Annotated in this window: 14 protein-coding genes; 9 read left to right on the top strand and 5 right to left on the bottom strand. The window is 65.8% G+C overall.

Features of this window, described 5'->3' with window-relative positions; all coding sequences use genetic code 11:
* Window positions 1-47: 47 nt before the first annotated feature.
* From recG to CR105_RS05475, 3 genes are all read left to right on the top strand, one after another.
* Entirely contained in the window at window positions 48-2,108 is a 2,061-nt protein-coding gene (gene recG, locus CR105_RS05465; protein ID WP_099787471.1) for an ATP-dependent DNA helicase RecG, read from the top strand.
* Between the two features lie 131 nt (window positions 2,109-2,239).
* On the top strand, window positions 2,240-2,989 hold the full coding sequence (locus tag CR105_RS05470) for a hypothetical protein (RefSeq protein WP_099787397.1): 750 nt from the start codon (window positions 2,240-2,242) through the stop codon (window positions 2,987-2,989).
* Window positions 2,990-3,293: 304 nt separating this feature from the next.
* Window positions 3,294-6,440, top strand: a complete 3,147-nt coding sequence (locus tag CR105_RS05475) for a hypothetical protein (protein WP_131021591.1) — start codon at window positions 3,294-3,296, stop codon at window positions 6,438-6,440.
* Between the two features lie 18 nt (window positions 6,441-6,458).
* Here the strand turns inward: CR105_RS05475 and CR105_RS05480 are convergent, their stop codons facing one another.
* Genes CR105_RS05480 through pyrC form a run of 3 tightly spaced genes read right to left on the bottom strand, consistent with a single transcriptional unit; the run spans window position 6,459 to window position 9,310 of the window.
* A complete protein-coding gene (locus CR105_RS05480) occupies window positions 6,459-7,457 on the bottom strand; it encodes a Gfo/Idh/MocA family protein (protein WP_099787399.1) in 999 nt (332 codons plus the stop codon).
* 9 nt (window positions 7,458-7,466) lie between these two features.
* Window positions 7,467-8,252, bottom strand: coding sequence for a DUF3025 domain-containing protein (locus CR105_RS05485; protein ID WP_099787400.1), 786 nt, complete (start codon window positions 8,250-8,252; stop codon window positions 7,467-7,469).
* Window positions 8,253-8,260: 8 nt separating this feature from the next.
* The gene (gene pyrC / locus CR105_RS05490) at window positions 8,261-9,310 is read right to left on the bottom strand and encodes a dihydroorotase (RefSeq protein ID WP_099787401.1); all 1,050 of its coding nucleotides are present in this window, start codon (window positions 9,308-9,310) and stop codon (window positions 8,261-8,263) included.
* A gap of 122 nt (window positions 9,311-9,432) precedes the next feature.
* Between pyrC and CR105_RS05495 the strand changes: the two genes are divergently transcribed.
* On the top strand, window positions 9,433-9,612 hold the full coding sequence (locus CR105_RS05495) for a hypothetical protein (protein ID WP_099787402.1): 180 nt from the start codon (window positions 9,433-9,435) through the stop codon (window positions 9,610-9,612).
* Between the two features lie 116 nt (window positions 9,613-9,728).
* Here the strand turns inward: CR105_RS05495 and CR105_RS05500 are convergent, their stop codons facing one another.
* Window positions 9,729-10,454: an amino acid ABC transporter ATP-binding protein gene (locus CR105_RS05500; RefSeq protein WP_099787403.1), complete on the bottom strand. Its 726-nt coding sequence runs from the start codon at window positions 10,452-10,454 to the stop codon at window positions 9,729-9,731.
* A gap of 201 nt (window positions 10,455-10,655) precedes the next feature.
* On the opposite strand from CR105_RS05500, the gene CR105_RS05505 reads away from it, so the two are divergent.
* The 3 genes from CR105_RS05505 (at window position 10,656) to CR105_RS05515 (ending at window position 14,450) form a co-directional block, all read left to right on the top strand.
* A complete protein-coding gene (locus CR105_RS05505; protein WP_099787404.1) occupies window positions 10,656-11,921 on the top strand; it encodes a dicarboxylate/amino acid:cation symporter in 1,266 nt (421 codons plus the stop codon).
* A gap of 134 nt (window positions 11,922-12,055) precedes the next feature.
* Window positions 12,056-13,339 carry a metal-dependent hydrolase family protein gene (locus tag CR105_RS05510; protein ID WP_099787405.1) on the top strand — a complete coding sequence of 428 codons (1,284 nt, stop codon included), beginning with the start codon at window positions 12,056-12,058 and terminating at the stop codon, window positions 13,337-13,339.
* A gap of 73 nt (window positions 13,340-13,412) precedes the next feature.
* On the top strand, window positions 13,413-14,450 hold the full coding sequence (locus tag CR105_RS05515) for a type II asparaginase (RefSeq protein WP_229413655.1): 1,038 nt from the start codon (window positions 13,413-13,415) through the stop codon (window positions 14,448-14,450).
* Between the two features lie 42 nt (window positions 14,451-14,492).
* Here the strand turns inward: CR105_RS05515 and CR105_RS05520 are convergent, their stop codons facing one another.
* Window positions 14,493-16,343: an ABCB family ABC transporter ATP-binding protein/permease gene (locus tag CR105_RS05520; RefSeq protein WP_099787407.1), complete on the bottom strand. Its 1,851-nt coding sequence runs from the start codon at window positions 16,341-16,343 to the stop codon at window positions 14,493-14,495.
* A 62-nt stretch (window positions 16,344-16,405) separates the two neighbouring features.
* Here CR105_RS05520 and CR105_RS05525 point away from each other — a divergent pair, with 62 nt between their 5' ends.
* Window positions 16,406-16,858 carry an acyl-CoA thioesterase gene (locus CR105_RS05525; protein ID WP_099787408.1) on the top strand — a complete coding sequence of 151 codons (453 nt, stop codon included), beginning with the start codon at window positions 16,406-16,408 and terminating at the stop codon, window positions 16,856-16,858.
* A complete protein-coding gene (locus CR105_RS05530; RefSeq protein ID WP_099787409.1) occupies window positions 16,858-18,423 on the top strand; it encodes an alkaline phosphatase D family protein in 1,566 nt (521 codons plus the stop codon). The genes CR105_RS05525 and CR105_RS05530 overlap by 1 nt, the downstream gene beginning before the upstream one ends.
* Window positions 18,424-18,433: the final 10 nt, after the last annotated feature.

Raw genomic sequence — 18,433 nt, forward strand, 5'->3', positions numbered from 1 at the left:
CAAGGCAACCCTCTATTTTACGCCACTTGCCCTGCAAAAACCGCGACATGCCCCCATCCAAACCGAAACCCGCGCCAAAAACCAACGAAAGCAAGCTCGCCAAGCTGGGCCTGCATTCCGACATGGACCTGGTGCTGCACCTGCCGATGCGCTACGAGGACGAGACCCAGGTGATCGCGATCCGCGAGGCGTGCCTGCGCGGCGGCCACGTGTCGCAGGTCGAGGGCGTGGTGACCAAGAGCGAGATCGCCTTCAAGCCGCGCCGCCAGCTGCTGGTGACGATCGCCGACGCCAGCGGCGACCTGCTGCTGCGCTTCATGAACTTCTACGGCAGCCAGGTCAAGCAGCTGGCCGAAGGCACGCGGGTGCGCGCCCGCGCGGAACTCAAGCACGGCTTTTTCGGCGCCGAGATGGTGCACCCGGCCTACAAGGTGATCAACGAAGGCGCGCCGCTGCCGACGGTGCTCACGCCCGTCTACCCGTCCGGGGAGGGCCTGTCGCAGGCGATCCTGCGGCGCGAAATCGGCGCGGCGATGGCGCGCATCGACTGGCAGGACACGCTGCCGCCGTCGCTGCTGTCGGCGATGAACCTGTCGAACTTCGAGCCGTCGGTGCGGCTGCTGCATTACCCGCCGCAGGAAATCGACGAGCACGCGCTGATGGACCGCTCGCACCCTGCCTGGGTGCGGATGAAATTCGACGAGCTGCTGGCGCAGCAGCTGTCGCTCAAACGCGCCCAGCGTGCGCGCCGCGCGAAGGGCGCGCCGGTGATCAAGACAATCGGCACGCTGACCGAGGCGTTCACCGCCATCCTGCCGTTCAAGCTGACCGGCGCCCAGGCGCGCGTGCTGAAAGAGATCCGCGCCGACCTGCGCCACGGTTACCCGATGCAGCGGCTGCTGCAGGGCGACGTCGGCAGCGGCAAGACGGTGGTCGCCGCGCTGGCCGCGGCGCAGGCGATCGACAGCGGCTACCAGGCGGCGCTGATGGCGCCGACCGAGATCCTCGCCGACCAGCACTTCCGCAAGATCGCAGGCTGGATGGAGCCGCTCGGCGTGAAGGTCGTCTGGCTGACCGGCAGCCTGAAGAAAAAAGACAAGCTGGCCGCCACCGCGCTGGTCGAATCGGGCGAAGCGCAGCTGGTGATCGGCACCCACGCGCTGATCCAGGACACGGTGCAGTTCGCCAAGCTGGGCCTGGTGATCGTCGACGAGCAGCACCGCTTCGGCGTTGGCCAGCGCCTCACCTTGCGCAACAAGGGCAGCAACGGCAAGACGCCGCACCAACTGATGATGTCGGCCACGCCGATCCCGCGCACCTTGGCGATGACCTATTACGCCGACCTGGAAGTCTCGGTCATCGACGAGCTGCCGCCGGGCCGCAGCCCAATCGTCACGCGGGCGATCGACCAGAACCGGCGCGACGAAGTGATCGAGCGGGTGCACGCCGCCGCGCTGGAAGGGCGCCAGGTCTACTGGGTCTGCCCGCTTATCGAAGAGTCCGAAGCGCTGCAGCTGCAGACCGCCACCGACACCCACGCGATGCTGGCCGAGGCGCTGCCGGACCTGCAGGTGGGGCTGGTGCACGGGCGCCTGAAGCCGGCCGAAAAACAGCAGGTGATGGATGCGTTCACCGCCAACGCGGTGCAGGTGCTGGTGGCCACCACCGTCATCGAGGTCGGGGTCGACGTGCCGAATGCGTCGCTGATGGTGATCGAGCACGCCGAGCGTTTCGGCCTGTCGCAGCTGCACCAGCTGCGCGGGCGGGTCGGCCGCGGCACGGCGGCCAGCGTCTGCCTGCTGCTGTACCAAAGCCCGCTCGGCGGCGTGGCCAAGCAGCGCCTGATGACGATGCGCGAAACGACCGACGGCTTCGAAATCGCGCGGCGCGACCTGGAGATCCGCGGCCCCGGCGAATTTCTGGGCGCGCGCCAGTCGGGCCAGGCGATGCTGCGCTTCGCCGATCTCGAGACCGATCAGTGGCTGGTCGAACAAGCGCGCGATGTTGCCCACGATTTGCTGCACGAAGGCGGCGGCGACAAGGCCGCCACGGTGGAGGCGCACCTGGCGCGCTGGCTGGGCGGGAAAGAAGAATTCCTGAAGGTATGAGCAAGGCGAGCTTGCCATTAGGGAAGCTTCGAAGATAAACATGCTGACGTGACAATTGTTGAATATTGACGTTAAATTAACGCGTATTCTTGGCGACCAAACCTACCCGCCCCTTTGAACACGGACCTGCCATGCCAATTTTCGGACTCGGACTACACCTGATCGTCGCGATCTTCTTTGCCATCCATGTTGTGCGCACCGGGCGCCAGCTGTACTGGCTCGCCATCCTATTCATGTTCCCGCTGCTGGGCAGCATTGTCTATTTCGGGGCGGTGTTCCTGCCGCATTCGCGCATCGAGCGCGGCCTGCGCAAAACCAGCGCGGCGATCCAGCAAAAGCTCGACCCGGGGCGCGAGATGCGCGAGGCGAGGGCAGCGTTCGACCTGACGCCGACCGCCCACAACCAGATGCGCCTGGCCGCGGCGCTGTTCGACGCCGGCGAATACGCGCTCGCTGCCGAACAGTACGACGCCTGCCTGAAAGGCCCGTTCGCCGGCGACGCCGAAATCGGCCTGGGCGCGGCGCGTGCCAAGCTGGCCAACAGGCAGCCGCAGGCAGCGATCACCACCCTGCTGGCGTTGCGCGCGAAGCACCCCGGCTTCCGCCCGGAGCAGGTCAGCCTGGTACTGGGCGACGCGCTGGACGCGGCCGGCCGCACTGATGATGCGGGCGCCGAATACGAGGTGGCCGCGCAGCGGTTTTCCAGCGTCGAGACGCGCGCCGCGCTGGCCTTGTGGGCGATTGCGCAAGGCCGCCGCGCGCTGGCCGAACGGGAGTTGAAGGCGCTTGACCACGCGCGCAAGCACATGCCCGGTCACACCCGCGATCTGCACCGCGACCTGTTCATCCGCCTCGACGCGGCGCGCGCAAGCATCAGCTGACGGCAGCAGCGACCCCGCACCGCACGCCTTGGCGCCAGGCGGGGATCGCGTATTTACCGTTGTCGGCCTGCAACGACCGCGATTGTCTCCGATTGTCACGGATGGAGCAACGGCCCCCTACTCCGGTCATTGTTGGCTCATCTCTACTGGCGCCTTATGCAGATCAAATAAAGCGCGGTGACAGTTTCACTGCGCACAAATATTGTTAAAGCGTGAAATCGACGCGTGATACTTTGTCGTCAGAACAATGCGAAAGGGCGATCCCCTCCTCGCTGCCGACCATCACATGCTCGAGGCGCCATCCATGTCGAATACCACCAGCAGCGTTACCGTCACCGAAATCCTGTCACATCCATCTGTCCCGGCCAAAACCGCGTGGGGCGGCGTGCTCGCCGACCAGCCCTACTTCGCAACCGTCATGGGCAGCGCCGCCGCCGAAACGTTCGATGTCGCCGACCTGAGCGCGCGGACGCAGGCCCTGATGGGCGCCCACAAGCGCGGCGTCACGGTGGACATGGGCGGCGGTAACGACAGGATCACCGGCTCTGCTTACGGCGACTACATCATCGCCGGCCCCGGCATCAACCACATCGACGGCGGCGCCAACGGCGGCAGCACGCCGTCGGGCGGCGAACCGCAAGACGTACTGCAAATTACCGTCGCCAGCAGCGCCGCGGCGAACGCTGTGCAGGTGCTGGCGCTGCCCGGTTCGGCCGACGCGGCCGACATCAGTGCGGCGCTGGCAGGCTACCGCTACAAAGTCGTCGCGCCCGGCGAGACCGATTACATCAAGGGCATCGAGCGCGTCGCCATCGTCAACACAGAAAGCGGCAGCCCTTCAATCGTCCGTGAGATTTTCCTGACAGCGCGGGTGCAGGAAATTGACGCCCCCTATCATGGTGCATATCGCCAGATTGCCTGGGTCAACGGCACCGAGGGCGCCGACGGCATCGACCTTGCCAGCGGCAGCACGCTGCTGCCGGCTTCTCTGGCAGACCGTATGGCATCCGGCAAGCAGGGTGCGTTGATCTTTGGCGGCAGCGGCGACGACATCATTACCGGCACCGCTTACGCCGACCACATCCGCAACGGAGAAGGCAACGCCAGGATTGATGGCGGCGCCCACAATGCTGCGCCTGGGCTCTTCGTCGGCAAGGACATATTCGAAATCACCGTGCCGACCCAGGCCGATCTCGATGCCATCGTGGTGAGCGCATCGGACGACCCGCTCTACACCTGGATGGTGACCTATGGCGCCGGCAGCACACAGAAAGACTACCTGCGAAACGTCGAGGGGATCAACGCGTTTGCCGCCACCGGCGGTAACGGCAGGTGGATTGCACTGGCCATGGACGTGCATGAAGTATCGGGACCGGACCTTGGCAACTTTACGCATCTGGTATGGGCGCCAGGCACGACGCAAGACGACAGCTTCGACGCCGCCGTCGACATATCGGCGGCCACCCAGGCGCTGATGGCCACCTATGGCCGCGGCGCGCACGTGCGCACCTACGCCGGCAACGACACCATCACAGGCTCGGCGTATGGCGACGAGATCGATGCCGGCGAGGGCATCAATCATGTCGACGGCGGCGCCAACGGCGGCCTGCGTCCGTCCGGCGAAAAAGCAGAAGACGTGCTGCGCATACGCGTGGCAGACCGGGCTGCCATCGACGCGGTGCAGGTCGTGGTGCTGAATCCGAACGCCGGCTCAGCGCAGGACCGCGCCGAGTTCAATAGCGGCTACACGCACAAGGTCGTCAGCGGCGGCGCCACCGACTACATCCGCAACATCGAGCGCATCATCATTCAGGATGATCACGCCAGCTCGCGGGACGTCTGGCTGGCGGTCACCGTACATGAAGCTGACCTGGCGGCGCCCGACTTCGCCAACTACCCTTACATCGCCTGGATCGACGGCACAGATGGCGCCGACGCCATCAACCTGGCTAGTGGTTCGCTGTTGTCGGCAGAACTTGCGGCCCAGATGGCCACGGACAACGCGGGCATCGCGGTGGAAGGCGGCGCTGGCGACGACGTCGTTACCGGCTCCGCCTTCAGCGACCGCATCGACGGCGGCGCCGGCACCAACTACGTCGACGGCGGCGCCAATGGCGCCCCGCTGCCAGATGTGCTGGCCGCGCACGCAGCCTCGAAGGCCGACTTCGACGCCGCCACCGTGATCGAGCTAAGCAGCGCGTCGGCCGGCGCCGACCTGGCGGCGTTCAATAGCGGCTACCTGTTCAAGCTGGTCAACGGTACCACCCAGGTCGACTATTTCAAGAACATCGAAGAGGTTCGAATCGATTACTGGACTGATGCCAACGCCAACGGCCAGTTCGACACTGGCGAGCATGGCATCCGGTCGATCACCATGACCGTCGCGATTTCCGGATCGCGCATCACCGGCACTTCGTTTGGCGACACGTTCGTCGCTGCCACCGACCTGTCGGCGGACACACTCGCGCTGATGGCGAGTACCGATAGCGGCATCAGCGCCAACATGGGGGCCGGCGACGACACGATCGTCGGCTCGGCCTACCAGGACAACATCAACGCCGGCACTGGCACCAACCATGTCGACGGCGGCGACCAGGGGGTTTGGAACGGGGGCACCCCGCGCGACAACCTGGCCGTGACGCCGCTGTCGCAGGCTGACTTCGATGCCCTCGCGGTGACCGAGTTGAGCAGCGCATCGACCGCTGCCGACCTGGCTGCGTTCAACAGCGGCTACACCTTCAAAGTGACCAGCGGCGCAGCCGAAACCGACTACCTTAAGAACGTCGAAAGCGTTACCGCCCAGTTCTGGAATGACGTCAACGGCAACGGCCGGCGGGACAGCGGCGAAACCCGCTCCAAGCTCGTCAGTCTCACCGTGGGCATCTTCGAGGAGCGCGCCGATCCGGCCAACCCCGGCTACCTGATCGATGGGGGCCCGATCGCGGAGGTGTCGAAGCTTGCCCACGTCACCGGCACCCCGTTTGCCGATACCTTCGATGCCGGCGCCGACCTGACGGCGACCGGGCGCGCGTTGATGGACTCCGCCCTTATCGGCATGTACATCGATACCGGCGCCGGTAACGACATCATCAAGACCTCCGCTTACGCCGACCAGATCATCGCCGGCACGGGCGTCAACCACATCGACGGCGGCGCGGGCGTCGATACGCTCGACGTCTACGTGACAAGCCAGGCGGCGGCGCTTGCGGTGCAGACGCTGAGCGCGGCATCAACCGGCGCCGATGCGGCGGCGTTCGCGGCGGGCTACCTGTACAAGCTCGATGCCGGCGCCGAGGCCGACTATCTGATCAACATCGAACAGGTGCGCGTCTACCTTTGGAACGACAAGAACGGCGACGGCAGGGTAACCCACGCGGCGGCAGGCAGCGCGACCAACGAAGCCACGCTGGTGGTGACACTGATCGGCAACCCCGATCCCCTCTTCGGCTGATCGGCAAAAGGGTTCGCTTCACGCAGAATCCTGCTGGTCGGCCGCGTAGCGCAGCCCGATCTGGCCGCGGATCGTATCGAGCACGCCCATCAGCGCCAGCGTTTCGCCATGCGGCATGATGTCGCTTTCGGTCAGGCCGGCGCGCCAGCAGCGCTGTGCCTCGATCGCTTCGTGCGCATAGCCATTGCCGATGAACGGCGTCGACACCGTGCGCAGCAAGCCGTCGGCCAGCGCAACCGTGACTGTTTTAGCGCGGTGGAACATGGTGTCGATCCGGATGTGACCGAGTTCGCCCGATACCGTCAGCTCCACCGGCGTACGTGCGCGCAGCGAACAGCTGCAGGCCGAGATGCCGCCGCCGGCGTGCTTGAGCGTGAAGGCGGTCTGCAGGTCGACGCCGGTAGCGCCGATCTGGGCCTGCGCCTGCACCGACTCGATCGGGCCCAGCAGCGCCGACGCGATCGACAGCGGATAGATGCCGAGATCGAGCAGCGCGCCGCCGCCTAGCGCATGATTGAGCACGCGGTGCTCGGGACGCACGCCGGCGGCAAAACCAAAATCGGCCGACAGGTGGCTGACAGCGCCGATTTCGCCGGACGCGATGATGCGCCGCACCTCGGCCAGCGCCGGCATGAAGCGCGTCCACATCGCCTCCATCAAGAACAGCTTCTTGGCGCGCGCCAGCGCCACGACCTGCTCGGCCTCGCGCCGATTGATGGTGAACGGTTTTTCGCACAGCACGCCCTTGCCGGCTTCGAGCGCCATGCGCGCGTTCTCGGCATGCAGCGTGTGCGGCGTGGCGATGTAGACCAGGTCGACGTCGCCGGCGTCGGCCAGCTCCTGGTAGGAGCCGTAGCTGGCGCCGGCGCCGAATTCGGCGCCGAACGCCTCGGCGGTGGCGAAGCTGCGCGAGCCGACGGCCGCCAGCACCGCGCCCGGCGTGTCTTGCAGGCCGGCGGCGAATGCCCGCGCGATCTTGCCTGTTCCCAGAATCCCCCAACGAACCATGTCGCTCATGATGTCTCCTCAGGCCCGGCGGGGCCGAAATACGCTCGTGTCGGCGTAGAACGCCGCGTCCTGACCATCGCACCATCCCGGTACCCCCAGCACCTGCAGCGGCGTGAAGCGGGCGGTGTGCATCTCGCCGGCCGCCAGGTCGGCCGCCACCTGCTCGTCGATCCAGCCACGCTGCGCATCGGCCGGCAGCGCGAAAAAGTCGTCGCCGGCCCACACCACCCACGTATGCGCGGTAATCGCCTTGCGCGGCACGACCAGCTTTTCCATCAGCGCGTGGCCAAACAGCCAGACCTGGGCGTCGCGTCCGAATGCGGCGCGCTGGTCGAACAGCGCCGCGTGCCAGTGGTGGGCGCGCAGCGCCTCGACCAGCGCGCGTCCCACGCTTGAATCGCGCACCACCAGCAAGGCGCAGTTCTCGTCAAAGATGGTGGCGCCGTCGCGCGCCGGCCCGCGCGACTTGCCCACGCCGGCCTGCGCGATCTGCGCCGCCTGCAAGGCGTTCAGCTGGCGCTTGATGCGCGGGAAGGTGAGCCACACCAGGCCATTGAAGAAATCGTGCAGGTTCTCGCGCGTGGGCACGCAGCCGGTGGCGCCGATGAATTCCTCGTAGGCGCTCGCTTCCGGCAGCCTGTCCTGGGCGACAAAGCGCATCGGCCGCCCGCTGGCGTTGTGCAGCCCGAGCGCACTAGCGCCAGCATTGAACGCTGCCAGCAAATCGCCATCGAAGCTGAGCCGCTCGAACGCGGGTCGCACCGAGTCGTACCAGGGGCGGGTCCAGTCGATCTCGGGCAGCATGCGCGTTGTTACAGCATTTTCCAGTTGATCTGCTCGCCGGCGTTGAGCGGCACCAGCGCACCCTCCGCCAGCGCGACGGTGGCCGGCAGCGTCCATGTCTCGCGCGCCAGCGTGACGGTGCCTTCGTTGCGCGGCAGTTCGTAGAAATCCGGGCCGTGGAAGCTGGCGAACGCTTCCAGCTTGTCGAGCGCGCCGGCTCGCTCGAACGCTTCAGCGTACATCTCCATCGCGTGCAGCGCGGTGTAGCAGCCGGCGCAGCCGCAGGCCGCTTCCTTGGCGCCGATGGCGTGCGGCGCCGAGTCGGTGCCGAGGAAGAAGCGCTCGTCGCCGCTGGTGGCGGCCGTCATCAGGGCCAGGCGGTGTTCTTCACGCTTGAGCACCGGCAGGCAGTAAAAGTGCGGCCGGATGCCGCCCTTGAAGATCTCGTTGCGGTTGTAGAGCAGGTGGTGGGCGGTGATGGTGGCGGCGATCGGCCCTTCCGCTTCGGCCACGTACTGGGCCGCGTCCTTGGTGGTGATGTGCTCGAACACGATCTTCAGCGCCGGCATGTCGCGCCGCAGCGGGCGCATGACGCGCTCGATGAAGACCGCTTCACGGTCGAACAGGTCGATGTCCTGGTCGGTCACTTCGCCGTGCACGAGGAACGGCATGCCAACTTCCTGCATCACCTCGAGCGTCTTGTAGCAGCGCGTCAGGTCCGTCACGCCGGCGTCGGAGTTGGTGGTCGCGCCGGCCGGGTACAGCTTGACCGCGTGCACAAAGCCGCTGTCCTGCGCGCGGCGGATCTCGTCCGGGTCGGTATTGTCGGTCAGGTACAGCGTCATCAACGGCTCGAAACTCATGCCGGCCGGCAGCGCCGCCAGGATGCGCTCGCGGTAGGCCGCGGCCATCGCGGTGGTGGTGACCGGCGGCTTCAGGTTCGGCATCACGATGGCGCGGGCGAACTGGCGCGCGCTGTGCGGCAGCACGCTGGCCATCGCAGCGCCGTCGCGCAGGTGCAGGTGCCAGTCGTCCGGGCGGGTGATGGTCAGGGTGTGGGGGGTATCGATGAGGGACATGGCGGCTTTCGGGGAACGATTGGCGTTATTTTACCCGTTGCCACGGGTGCTAGGCACTTGTGCGCGGCGTTTGACAGCCCGATAGTGGAACCGTAGGTTAAAACCTGGACACGGAGGGCGAAATGATGCGAATTGCCGCCGGCGAAGCAGTTAGCAAGCTCGACGATTTGATAGATCAAACACAGATCGAAAGCCATAAATCGCAACCAGAGTCTATCGCGCGTGGCCTGGCGTCCCGCAACGCGGCGAGGATCACCGGAGAGTATTTCGATTCTGACGAACTGCTCGCTGAACTGATGTAATGCTAGCTGGTGCTGAAACCAGGACAAGCAAGTGACATCCTGTGTCCGCTACAACAAGGGGCGCGGGAGTACCTTCGGCGCCTGTGGCGCGAAGACGACTACCAGCAACGCCTCCGTCAGTGAATGATCCGCGCGAGGAATTCGCGCGCGCGCTCCGAGCGCGGCGCCACGAAGAACTCTTCTTTCGGGCTGTCTTCGACGATCTTGCCGTGATCCATGAAGACGATGCGGTCGGCCACCTTGCGCGCAAAGCCCATCTCGTGCGTCACCACCATCATCGTCATGCCGTCCTGCGCCAGGCCGACCATCACGTCGAGCACTTCGTTGATCATCTCCGGGTCGAGCGCGGAGGTCGGCTCGTCGAACAGCATGGCGATCGGATCCATCGCCAGCGCCCGCGCGATCGCCACCCGCTGCTGCTGGCCGCCCGACAGCTGGTTGGGGAACTTGTCCTGCTGCGCCAGCAGGCCCACGCGGTCGAGGTATTTCAGGCCCTTTTCGGTCGCCTCCTCGTCACTGCGCTTGAGCACCTTGACCTGGCCGAGCGTCAGGTTCTGGCGCACCGTCAGGTGCGGGAACAGCTCGAAGTTCTGGAACACCATGCCGATGCGCGCGCGCAGCGCCGACAGCTTGGTGCGCGGGTCGCCCACCGCTATGCCGTCGACGGTGATGTCGCCCTGCTGGAACGGTTCGAGCCCGTTGACGGTCTTGATCAGGGTCGACTTGCCGGAGCCGGACGGACCGCAAATGACGACCACGTCGCCCTTGTCGACACGGGTGCTGCAGCTATCGAGCACCTGGAAAGTCCCATACCACTTGCTGACGTTATTTAGTTCAATCATGTTGTCCGTTGTAGGATGGCCTAAGCGAGCTTGACAGTAGCCGGAATGCTTAGGATACTGCGGAACTTGCCAATACCATCAGCAAGTACGGCCGACTCGCTCAAAAATTACCTCCATTTTGCCCGAGAACGCAAAGCGACAGCATTTAATCTCCAGTCACTTCGCCAGCACGGATCGACTCTCTCACAGGACCAGCCGCATATGAACAATCGAAATCGCCTGACCGCCTACATTCTTGCCGGCCTGGTGCTGGGAATCGTGGTGGGCTACATCGCCAACGGCAGCCTGGCCAATCCGACCGGTTTTTCAGACGCCATGTCGCTCATCACCACGCTGTTCCTGCGCCTGATTAAGATGATCATCGCGCCGCTGGTGTTCTCCACCCTGGTGGTTGGCATCGCGCGCATGGGCGATACGCGCGAAGTGGGCCGCATCGGCATCAAGGCGCTTGGCTGGTTCGTCATCGCGTCGGTCATCTCGCTGTCGCTCGGCCTGATCCTGGTAAACCTGTTCCGTCCCGGCGACGCGCTGGCGATGTCGAACCTGGTGCCGGCCGCCGGCACCGCATCGGGCATCGCCACCAGCAGCCTGACGCTCAAGGAGTTCATCACCCACCTGGTGCCGGCGTCGATCGTCGACGGCATGGCCAAGAACGAGATCCTGCAGATCGTGATCTTCTCGCTGTTCTTCGGCACCGCGGCCGCCGCCGTCGGCGAGCGCGCCAAGCCGCTGGTCGACGCCATCGACGGCATCGCCCACATCATGCTGAAGGTGACCGGCTACGTCATGAACCTGGCGCCGATCGCCGTGTTCGCGGCCGTCTCCGGCATCATCGCCAAGAGCGGCCTCGGTGTCCTCAAGACCTACGGCGTGTTCATGGGCGAGTTCTACATCGGCATCGTCCTGCTGTGGATCATCCTGACCGCGATCGGTTTCCTGTTCCTCGGCCCGCGCATCATCCGCCTGCTGGTCGAACTGCGCGAGCCGACCTTGCTGGCGTTTTCCACCGCGTCGTCGGAAGCGGCGTTCCCGAAAACGCTCGAAGGCCTCGAGCGCTTCGGCGTGCGCAACCGGATTGCCGCCTTCGTGCTGCCGATCGGTTACTCGTTCAACCTCGACGGCTCGATGATGTACTGCACCTTCGCCGTCGTCTTCATCGCCCAGGCCTACGGCATTGAAATGTCGCTCGGCACCCAGATCACGATGATGCTGGTGCTGATGCTGACGTCGAAAGGCATGGCCGGCGTGCCGCGCGCCTCGCTGGTGGTGATTGCCGCCACGCTCGCCCAATTCAATATCCCCGAAGCGGGCCTGCTGCTCCTGCTCGGCATCGACCACTTCCTCGACATGGCGCGTTCGGCCACCAACGTCATCGGCAACGGCATCGCCACCGCGGTCGTCGCCAAGTGGGAAGGCGAACTGGCGCCGCCGGTCACGAAGGAGCTGGCCACCACCGAACTGCCGTAGCGGCAGGCGGGCGCCAACACAAGAAGGCTTTCCAGCAACGGAAGGCCTTTTTTTGCTTCATACCTGCGGGGTCAGTGCCGGCAATCGCACACGGCCCCTACCGTTTCACCTCAATTTTCTGCTGAAAGACGTCGATGAAAACACTAACTTCGCTTGGGTTGTTGCTGGCATTCGGAGGCGCCCAGGCGGCGCCGCAAACGGTCGACTGCGGCCGCCTGCTCGACGTCAAGGCCGGCGTCTGGCGCGAGCGCGTCAGCATCACGGTCGACAACGGCGTGGTCAAGTCGATCGCGCCGATGTCCGCGGCAGCCGGCAATATCGACCTGTCCGCCTACTCCTGCCTGCCCGGCTTCATCGACATGCACGTCCACCTGACGGGCGAAACGCGCAAGGAAGCCGAAGCGCTGCGCGCCGCCCTGACCCATAATCCGGCCGACACGGCGTACCGCTCGGTGCCCTACGCCGAGCGCACCCTGAAGGCCGGCTTTACCACCGTGCGCGACCTCGGCGCCGGCGACATGCTCAACGTCGCGCTCAAGCAGGCCATCGCCAGCGGCGCCATTCCTGGTCCGCGCATGTTCACTTCCGGGAAGACGATCGCCACCACCGGCGGCCATGGCGACGGCAGCAACGGCCTGTCGACGACGTTCGGCCGCGCGGTGGGCGCCGAGGGTCCCGATCGCGGCGTGATCAACAGCGCCGAGCAGGGACGCCAGGCAGTACGGGCGCGCTACAAGGAAGGCGCGGACCTGATCAAGGTCACCGCCACCGGCGGCGTGCTTAGCCAGGCGCGCAACGGCCAGGACGCGCAGTTCACCGACGACGAGCTGCGCGCCATTGTCAGCACCGCCAAGGATTATGGCTTTCGCGTCGCCGCGCACGCGCACGGCGCCGAAGGCGTCAAGCGCGCGCTGCGCGCCGGCGTCGACTCGATCGAACACGGCACCCTGATGGACGATGAAGCCATCGCGCTGTTCAAGAAGCACGGCGCCTGGTACGTGCCGACCATCTCGGCGGGCCGCTATGTGGCCGACAAGGCGAAGGAAGACGGCTACTACTCGGCGCTGGTGCGGCCGAAGGCGGCCGCCATCGGACCGCTGATCCAGGCTACCCTCGGGCGCGCCCACAAGGCCGGCGTGAAGATCGCCTTCGGCACCGATGCCGGGGTTTTCCCGCATGGCGACAACGCCAGGGAGTTCGCCTACATGGTCGAAGCGGGCATGCCGCCGCTCGAAGCGATCCGCTCGGCCACGCTGTCCGCGGCCGCCCTGCTCGACCAGTCGTCCAATCTCGGCTCGGTGGAACCGGGCTTCGCCGCCGACATCGTTGCCGTCAGCGGCGATCCGCTGCGCGACATCAGCGTGCTGCAGCAGGTGAAGTTCGTCATGAAGGCCGGCGTCGTCTACAAACAACCGTAATTAGTACTCAACCAGGAGGTTTCTCATGATGCACCAATCAAAACGCCGCTCGATGTTGGCGATTGCCGGATTTATGTTCGCCGCCGCCACGGCGGCCCAGGCGCAGGTCGCCGCGCCGCGGCTGGCCAACGTCACCATCCTCGCCACCGGCGGCACCATCGCCGGCACCGGCGCCACCAGCACCACCACGGTCGGCTACACCGCCGCCACCGTCGGCGTGCAGAACCTGATCAAGGCGGTGCCGGAGCTGGCCAAAGTGGCCAACGTCACCGGCGAACAGGTATTCCAGATCGCCAGCGAGAACATGAGCAACGAGCACTGGCTGGCACTGGCCAAGCGCGTCAACGCGCTGCTGGCGCAGCAGAATGTCGACGGCATCGTCATCACGCACGGCACCGACACGCTGGAAGAAACCGCCTACTTCCTGAACCTGGTGGTCAAGAGCAGGAAGCCCGTGGTGCTGGTGGGCGCGATGCGGCCGTCGACGGCGCTGTCGGCGGACGGTCCGATCAACCTGTTCAACTCGGTGCTGCTGGCAGCGAGCCCTGACGCCGTCGGCAAGGGCGTGCTGGTGGCGATGAACGACCAGATCCAGACCGCGCGCGAAGTCACCAAGACCAACACGTCGACGCTCGATTCGTTCCGCTCGCCGGAGCTGGGCATGATCGGCTACATCCAGGGCGGCAAGCCGTTCTTCTATCGCCAGTCGACGCGCAAGCACACGGTCGACAGCGAGTTCGATGTGAGCGCGCTGCAGTCGCTGCCGCAAGTAGACATCGTCTACGGCTACGCCAATGTCAGCCCGGTTGCGCTGGACGCGGTCGTGGCGGCAGGCGCCAAGGGCATCATTCACGCAGGCGTCGGCAACGGCAGCCTGGCTGCCAAAGTGCTTCCTTCGCTGAAGTCGGCGCGCCAGAAAGGCGTGCTGGTGGTGCGTGCAAGCCGGGTCGGCCAGGGAATCCTCGCGCGCAACGGCGAGGCCAATGACGATGAACTCGACTTTGTCGTGGCCGATACGCTCAATGCGCAGAAGGCGCGCATCCTGCTGATGCTGGCGCTGACCAAGACCAGCAATAGCAAAGACATCCAGCGGATGTTCTACACCTACTAAGCCACACTCGTCGACCTCGCGCACACGCGGACGACGGCACTTTTATTCTTCTTCCAGCTCCAGCGGCGGCGAGGCGAGCGCCTCGTCCTGGCGCGCCTGCTGGCGCTCCCACATCTGTGCGTACAGCCCGCGCTCGGCCAGCAGCGACTGGTGCGTGCCGCGCTCGACGATGCGGCCGTGATCGAGCACCAGGATCTGCTGCGCATCGGCCACCGTCGACAGGCGGTGCGCGATCACCAGGGTCGTGCGGTTCTTCGCAATTTCCTTCAGCTGCGCCTGGATCGCCTGCTCGGCCTTCGAGTCGAGCGCCGATGTCGCCTCATCGAACACCAGGATCGCCGGGTCCTTGAGCAGGGTGCGCGCAATCGCCACGCGCTGCTTCTCGCCGCCGGACAGCTTCAGTCCGCGCTCGCCGACCATCGTCGCGTACCCGTCCGGCAGGCTTTCGATGAATTCGTGGATCGACGCCGCGCGCGCCGCGCTGACGATGTCGGCCTTGCTCGCTCCCGGCTTGCCATAGGCGATGTTGTACTCGATGGTGTCGTTGAACAGCACCGTATCTTGCGGGACGATGCCGATCGCCGCGCGCAGCGACTCCTGCGTGACCTCGCGCACGTCCTGGCCGTCGATGGTGATGGCGCCGGCATTGACGTCGTAGAAGCGAAACAGCAGCCGCGACATGGTCGACTTGCCCGAGCCGCTGTGGCCGACGACGGCGGTGGTGGTGCCGGCGGCGATGGTGAAGTCGACGTCGAACAGGATCTGGCGCTTCGACTCGTAGCTGAAGTCGACGTGGTTGAACGCCAGCGTGGCGCCTTGCGTCACCAGCGCGGTGGCGCCTTTGCTGTCGGCCACTTCGCGGTTCTGGTCGAGCAGCGCGAACAGGCGCTCCATGTCGGCCAGGCTCTGCTTGATCTCGCGGTAGATCACGCCGAGGAAGTTGAGCGGAATGTACAGCTGGATCATGAACGAATTGACCAGCACCAGGTCGCCCAGGGTCATGCTGCCGTCGATAACGCCGACCGTGGCGCGCCACAGGATCAATGTGACCGCGGTGGCGATGATCACCGATTGTCCGGTGTTGAGCACCGACAGCGAGGTCTGCGACTTCACGGCCGCGTTCTCGTAGTTCTTCAGCCCTTCGTCGTAACGCTTGGCCTCGTAGTCCTCGTTGCCGAAGTACTTGACCGTCTCGTAATTGATCAGCGAATCGATGGCCTTGGTGTTGGCCTTCGAATCGAGGTCGTTCATGGTGCGGCGAAAGTGCGTGCGCCAGTTGGTGACGATGACGGTGAACGCGATGTAGAGCACCAGCGCGGCGGCGGTGATGATGCTGAACCAGGCGTCGTAGTTGAGCACCAGGTAGCCCAGCACCAGCGTGATCTCGACCAGCGTCGGCAGGATGTTAAACAGGGTGTACGAGATGAGCGAGCTGACGCCGCGCGAGCCGCGCTCGATGTCGCGCGTCATGCCGCCGGTCTGGCGGTTCAGGTGGAAGCGCAGCGACAGCGCGTGCAGGTGGCGGAACACCTGCAGCGTGATGGTGCGCACCGCGCGCTGCGTCACGCGGGCGAACAAAAATTCGCGCAGTTCGGTAAAGACCGTCGTCGACAGCCGCAGCGCGCCATACGCCACCAGCGCGCCGAGCGGCAGCACCAAGAGCGCCTGCGGATTGGTCGGGCTGATGCTGAGCGCGTCGATGAGCCGCTTGAGCACCAGCGGCACGCCGACGTTGGCCATCTTGGCGCCGATCAGGCAGGCCAGAGCGGCCATCACGCGCCACTTGTAGACCCACAGGTAGGGGATCAGGGTTTGCAGGGTCGCCCAGTCGCCGCGCGAGGCGTTTTTTGCGTCGGCCGGCGGCGGTGGCGGAGGAGAGGAATTTTGGCGCATGACAGAGCTCGGCGATTTATGGTTCAATTCCGGACGATTGTAGCCTCTCACGGGAATTCACGATGACCACGCCAGAAAACGTAGCAAGCAACACCATCGCCAATGCGGGCCTGCCGCCGGGGAAAATGCCCCAGCTGCGGGTGATGCCCGCCCCTTCCGACGCCAACGTGTACGGCGACGTATTTGGCGGCTGGATCATGGCGCAGGTCGACGTCGCCGGTTCGCTGCCGGCCACGCGCCGCGCCAACGGCCGGGTTGCCACCATCTCGGTCAACTCGTTCCTGTTCAAGCATCCGGTGTTCGTCGGCGACCTGCTGTCGTTCTACGCCGATATCGTAAAGGTGGGCAATACCTCGATCACCGTCTACGTCGAGGTGTACGCGGAGCGCAACCGGCTGCAGGCCGATACGGTAAAGGTGACGGAAGCGACGCTGACCTACGTGGCCACCGGCGACGACCGCAAGCCGCGCCAGCTGCCGCCGCTCGAATCGCTGATTTCGAGGCCGGCGGCCTGATGGACCAGCAGCGCCGGATCTTCCTGTTCAATGCGGCGCAGCTGGCGACGCTGGCCGCCGCCGCTCCGCTGGCCGGCGCCGCGCCCAACGATGCCGCCTATCCGTTCAGCCTTGGGGTCGCATCCGGTTCGCCGTTGCCGCATGCGGTGATTCTCTGGACGCGCATCCTGGCCGACCCGCTGAACGCGGCGGCCACCGCGCCCGTCGCGCTCAGCGTGCGCTGGGAAGTGGCGGAGGACGAGCTCTTTCGCAAGATCGCAGCGAAGGGCGTCACCAGCGCCGTGCCCGCGCTGGCGCACAGCGTACACGTCGATGCCACGGGCCTGGCGCCCGGCCGCTGGTACTGGTACCGCTTCATGCTGGGCGGCGCCGTCAGCCCGGTCGGGCGCACCCGCACCGCACCGGCGCCGGATGCGCAGCCGGCCAGGCTGAAGCTGGCGGTCGCGTCGTGCCAGCACTGGGAATTCGGCAGCTTCGGTGCGCATCGCCAGATCGCCGCGGCGGCGCCCGACCTGGTGGCCTTCCTCGGCGACTACATCTACGAATGGGGGCCGTACCACCTGAGCCACCCGGCCAAGGCCACCCGCACCAACGAGCACGCCACGCTGGCCGGCTACCGCGCCCGCTATGCGCAGTACAAGAGCGACCCGGACCTGCAGGCGGCGCACCATGCGGCGCCGTGGATCGTGACGTGGGACGACCATGAGGTCGTCAACGATTACACGGGCGAACGCGATGCGCGTTCGTCGGCCGATTTTCTGGCCAGGCGCGCCGCCGCCTACCAGGCCTTCTACGAGCACATGCCGCTGCGCCTGGCGGCGCCGGGGCAGACCGACTTTGCGCGCTTTCGCATCTACCAGCGCCACGACTGGGGCAGGCTGGCGCGCTTTCATGTGCTGGACGACCGCCAGCATCGCGCGGCGCACGCGTGCCAGGCGAAAGGCCGCTCAGGCTCGGTGCTGCGGCGCGACTGCGCCGACCTGCGCGACCCGGCCCGCAGCATGCTGGGCGGCGAGCAGGAAGCGTGGCTGGCGCAGGGGCTGGCGTCGTCAGGCGCGCGCTGGAACATCATCGCCCAGCAAACGCTGATGGCGCAGTCGTCGCAGACGAAGATCATCGGGCTGGACGACGGGCGCTTCTGGAACGACGGCTGGGATGGTTATCCGCTGGCGCGCCAGCGCCTGTTCGACGCGCTGGGCGAATCGCGCGCAGCCAATCCGCTGGTGCTGTCGGGCGACGTGCATACCTTCTATGCGGCGGAGCTGCGCAGCGACTTTTACCGGCCGATGTCGAAGGCGAACCCGATCATCGCAACCGAGTTTTGCGGTACGTCGGTGACGTCGTCGTCGCGGCCGCAGGCGCGCACGCTGGAGTATGTCGACATGAACCCGCACATCAAGTACGGGCGCAGCGACAAGCGCGGTTTCATGCTGATGGAGGTGACGCCGACCAAAACGGTGACCAGTTTCGTCGGTCTCGATGATGTGCGCGATGCGGCCACCGGCGCGTCACCGGTGGCCACGTTCGTGGTGAATGCCGGCCGGCCAGGACTAAATCGCTCCTAGTACCACTCAA

Source organism: Massilia eurypsychrophila (assembly GCF_002760655.1).
In the GTDB taxonomy this organism is placed as follows: Bacteria; Pseudomonadota; Gammaproteobacteria; order Burkholderiales; family Burkholderiaceae_D; genus JAFCUW01.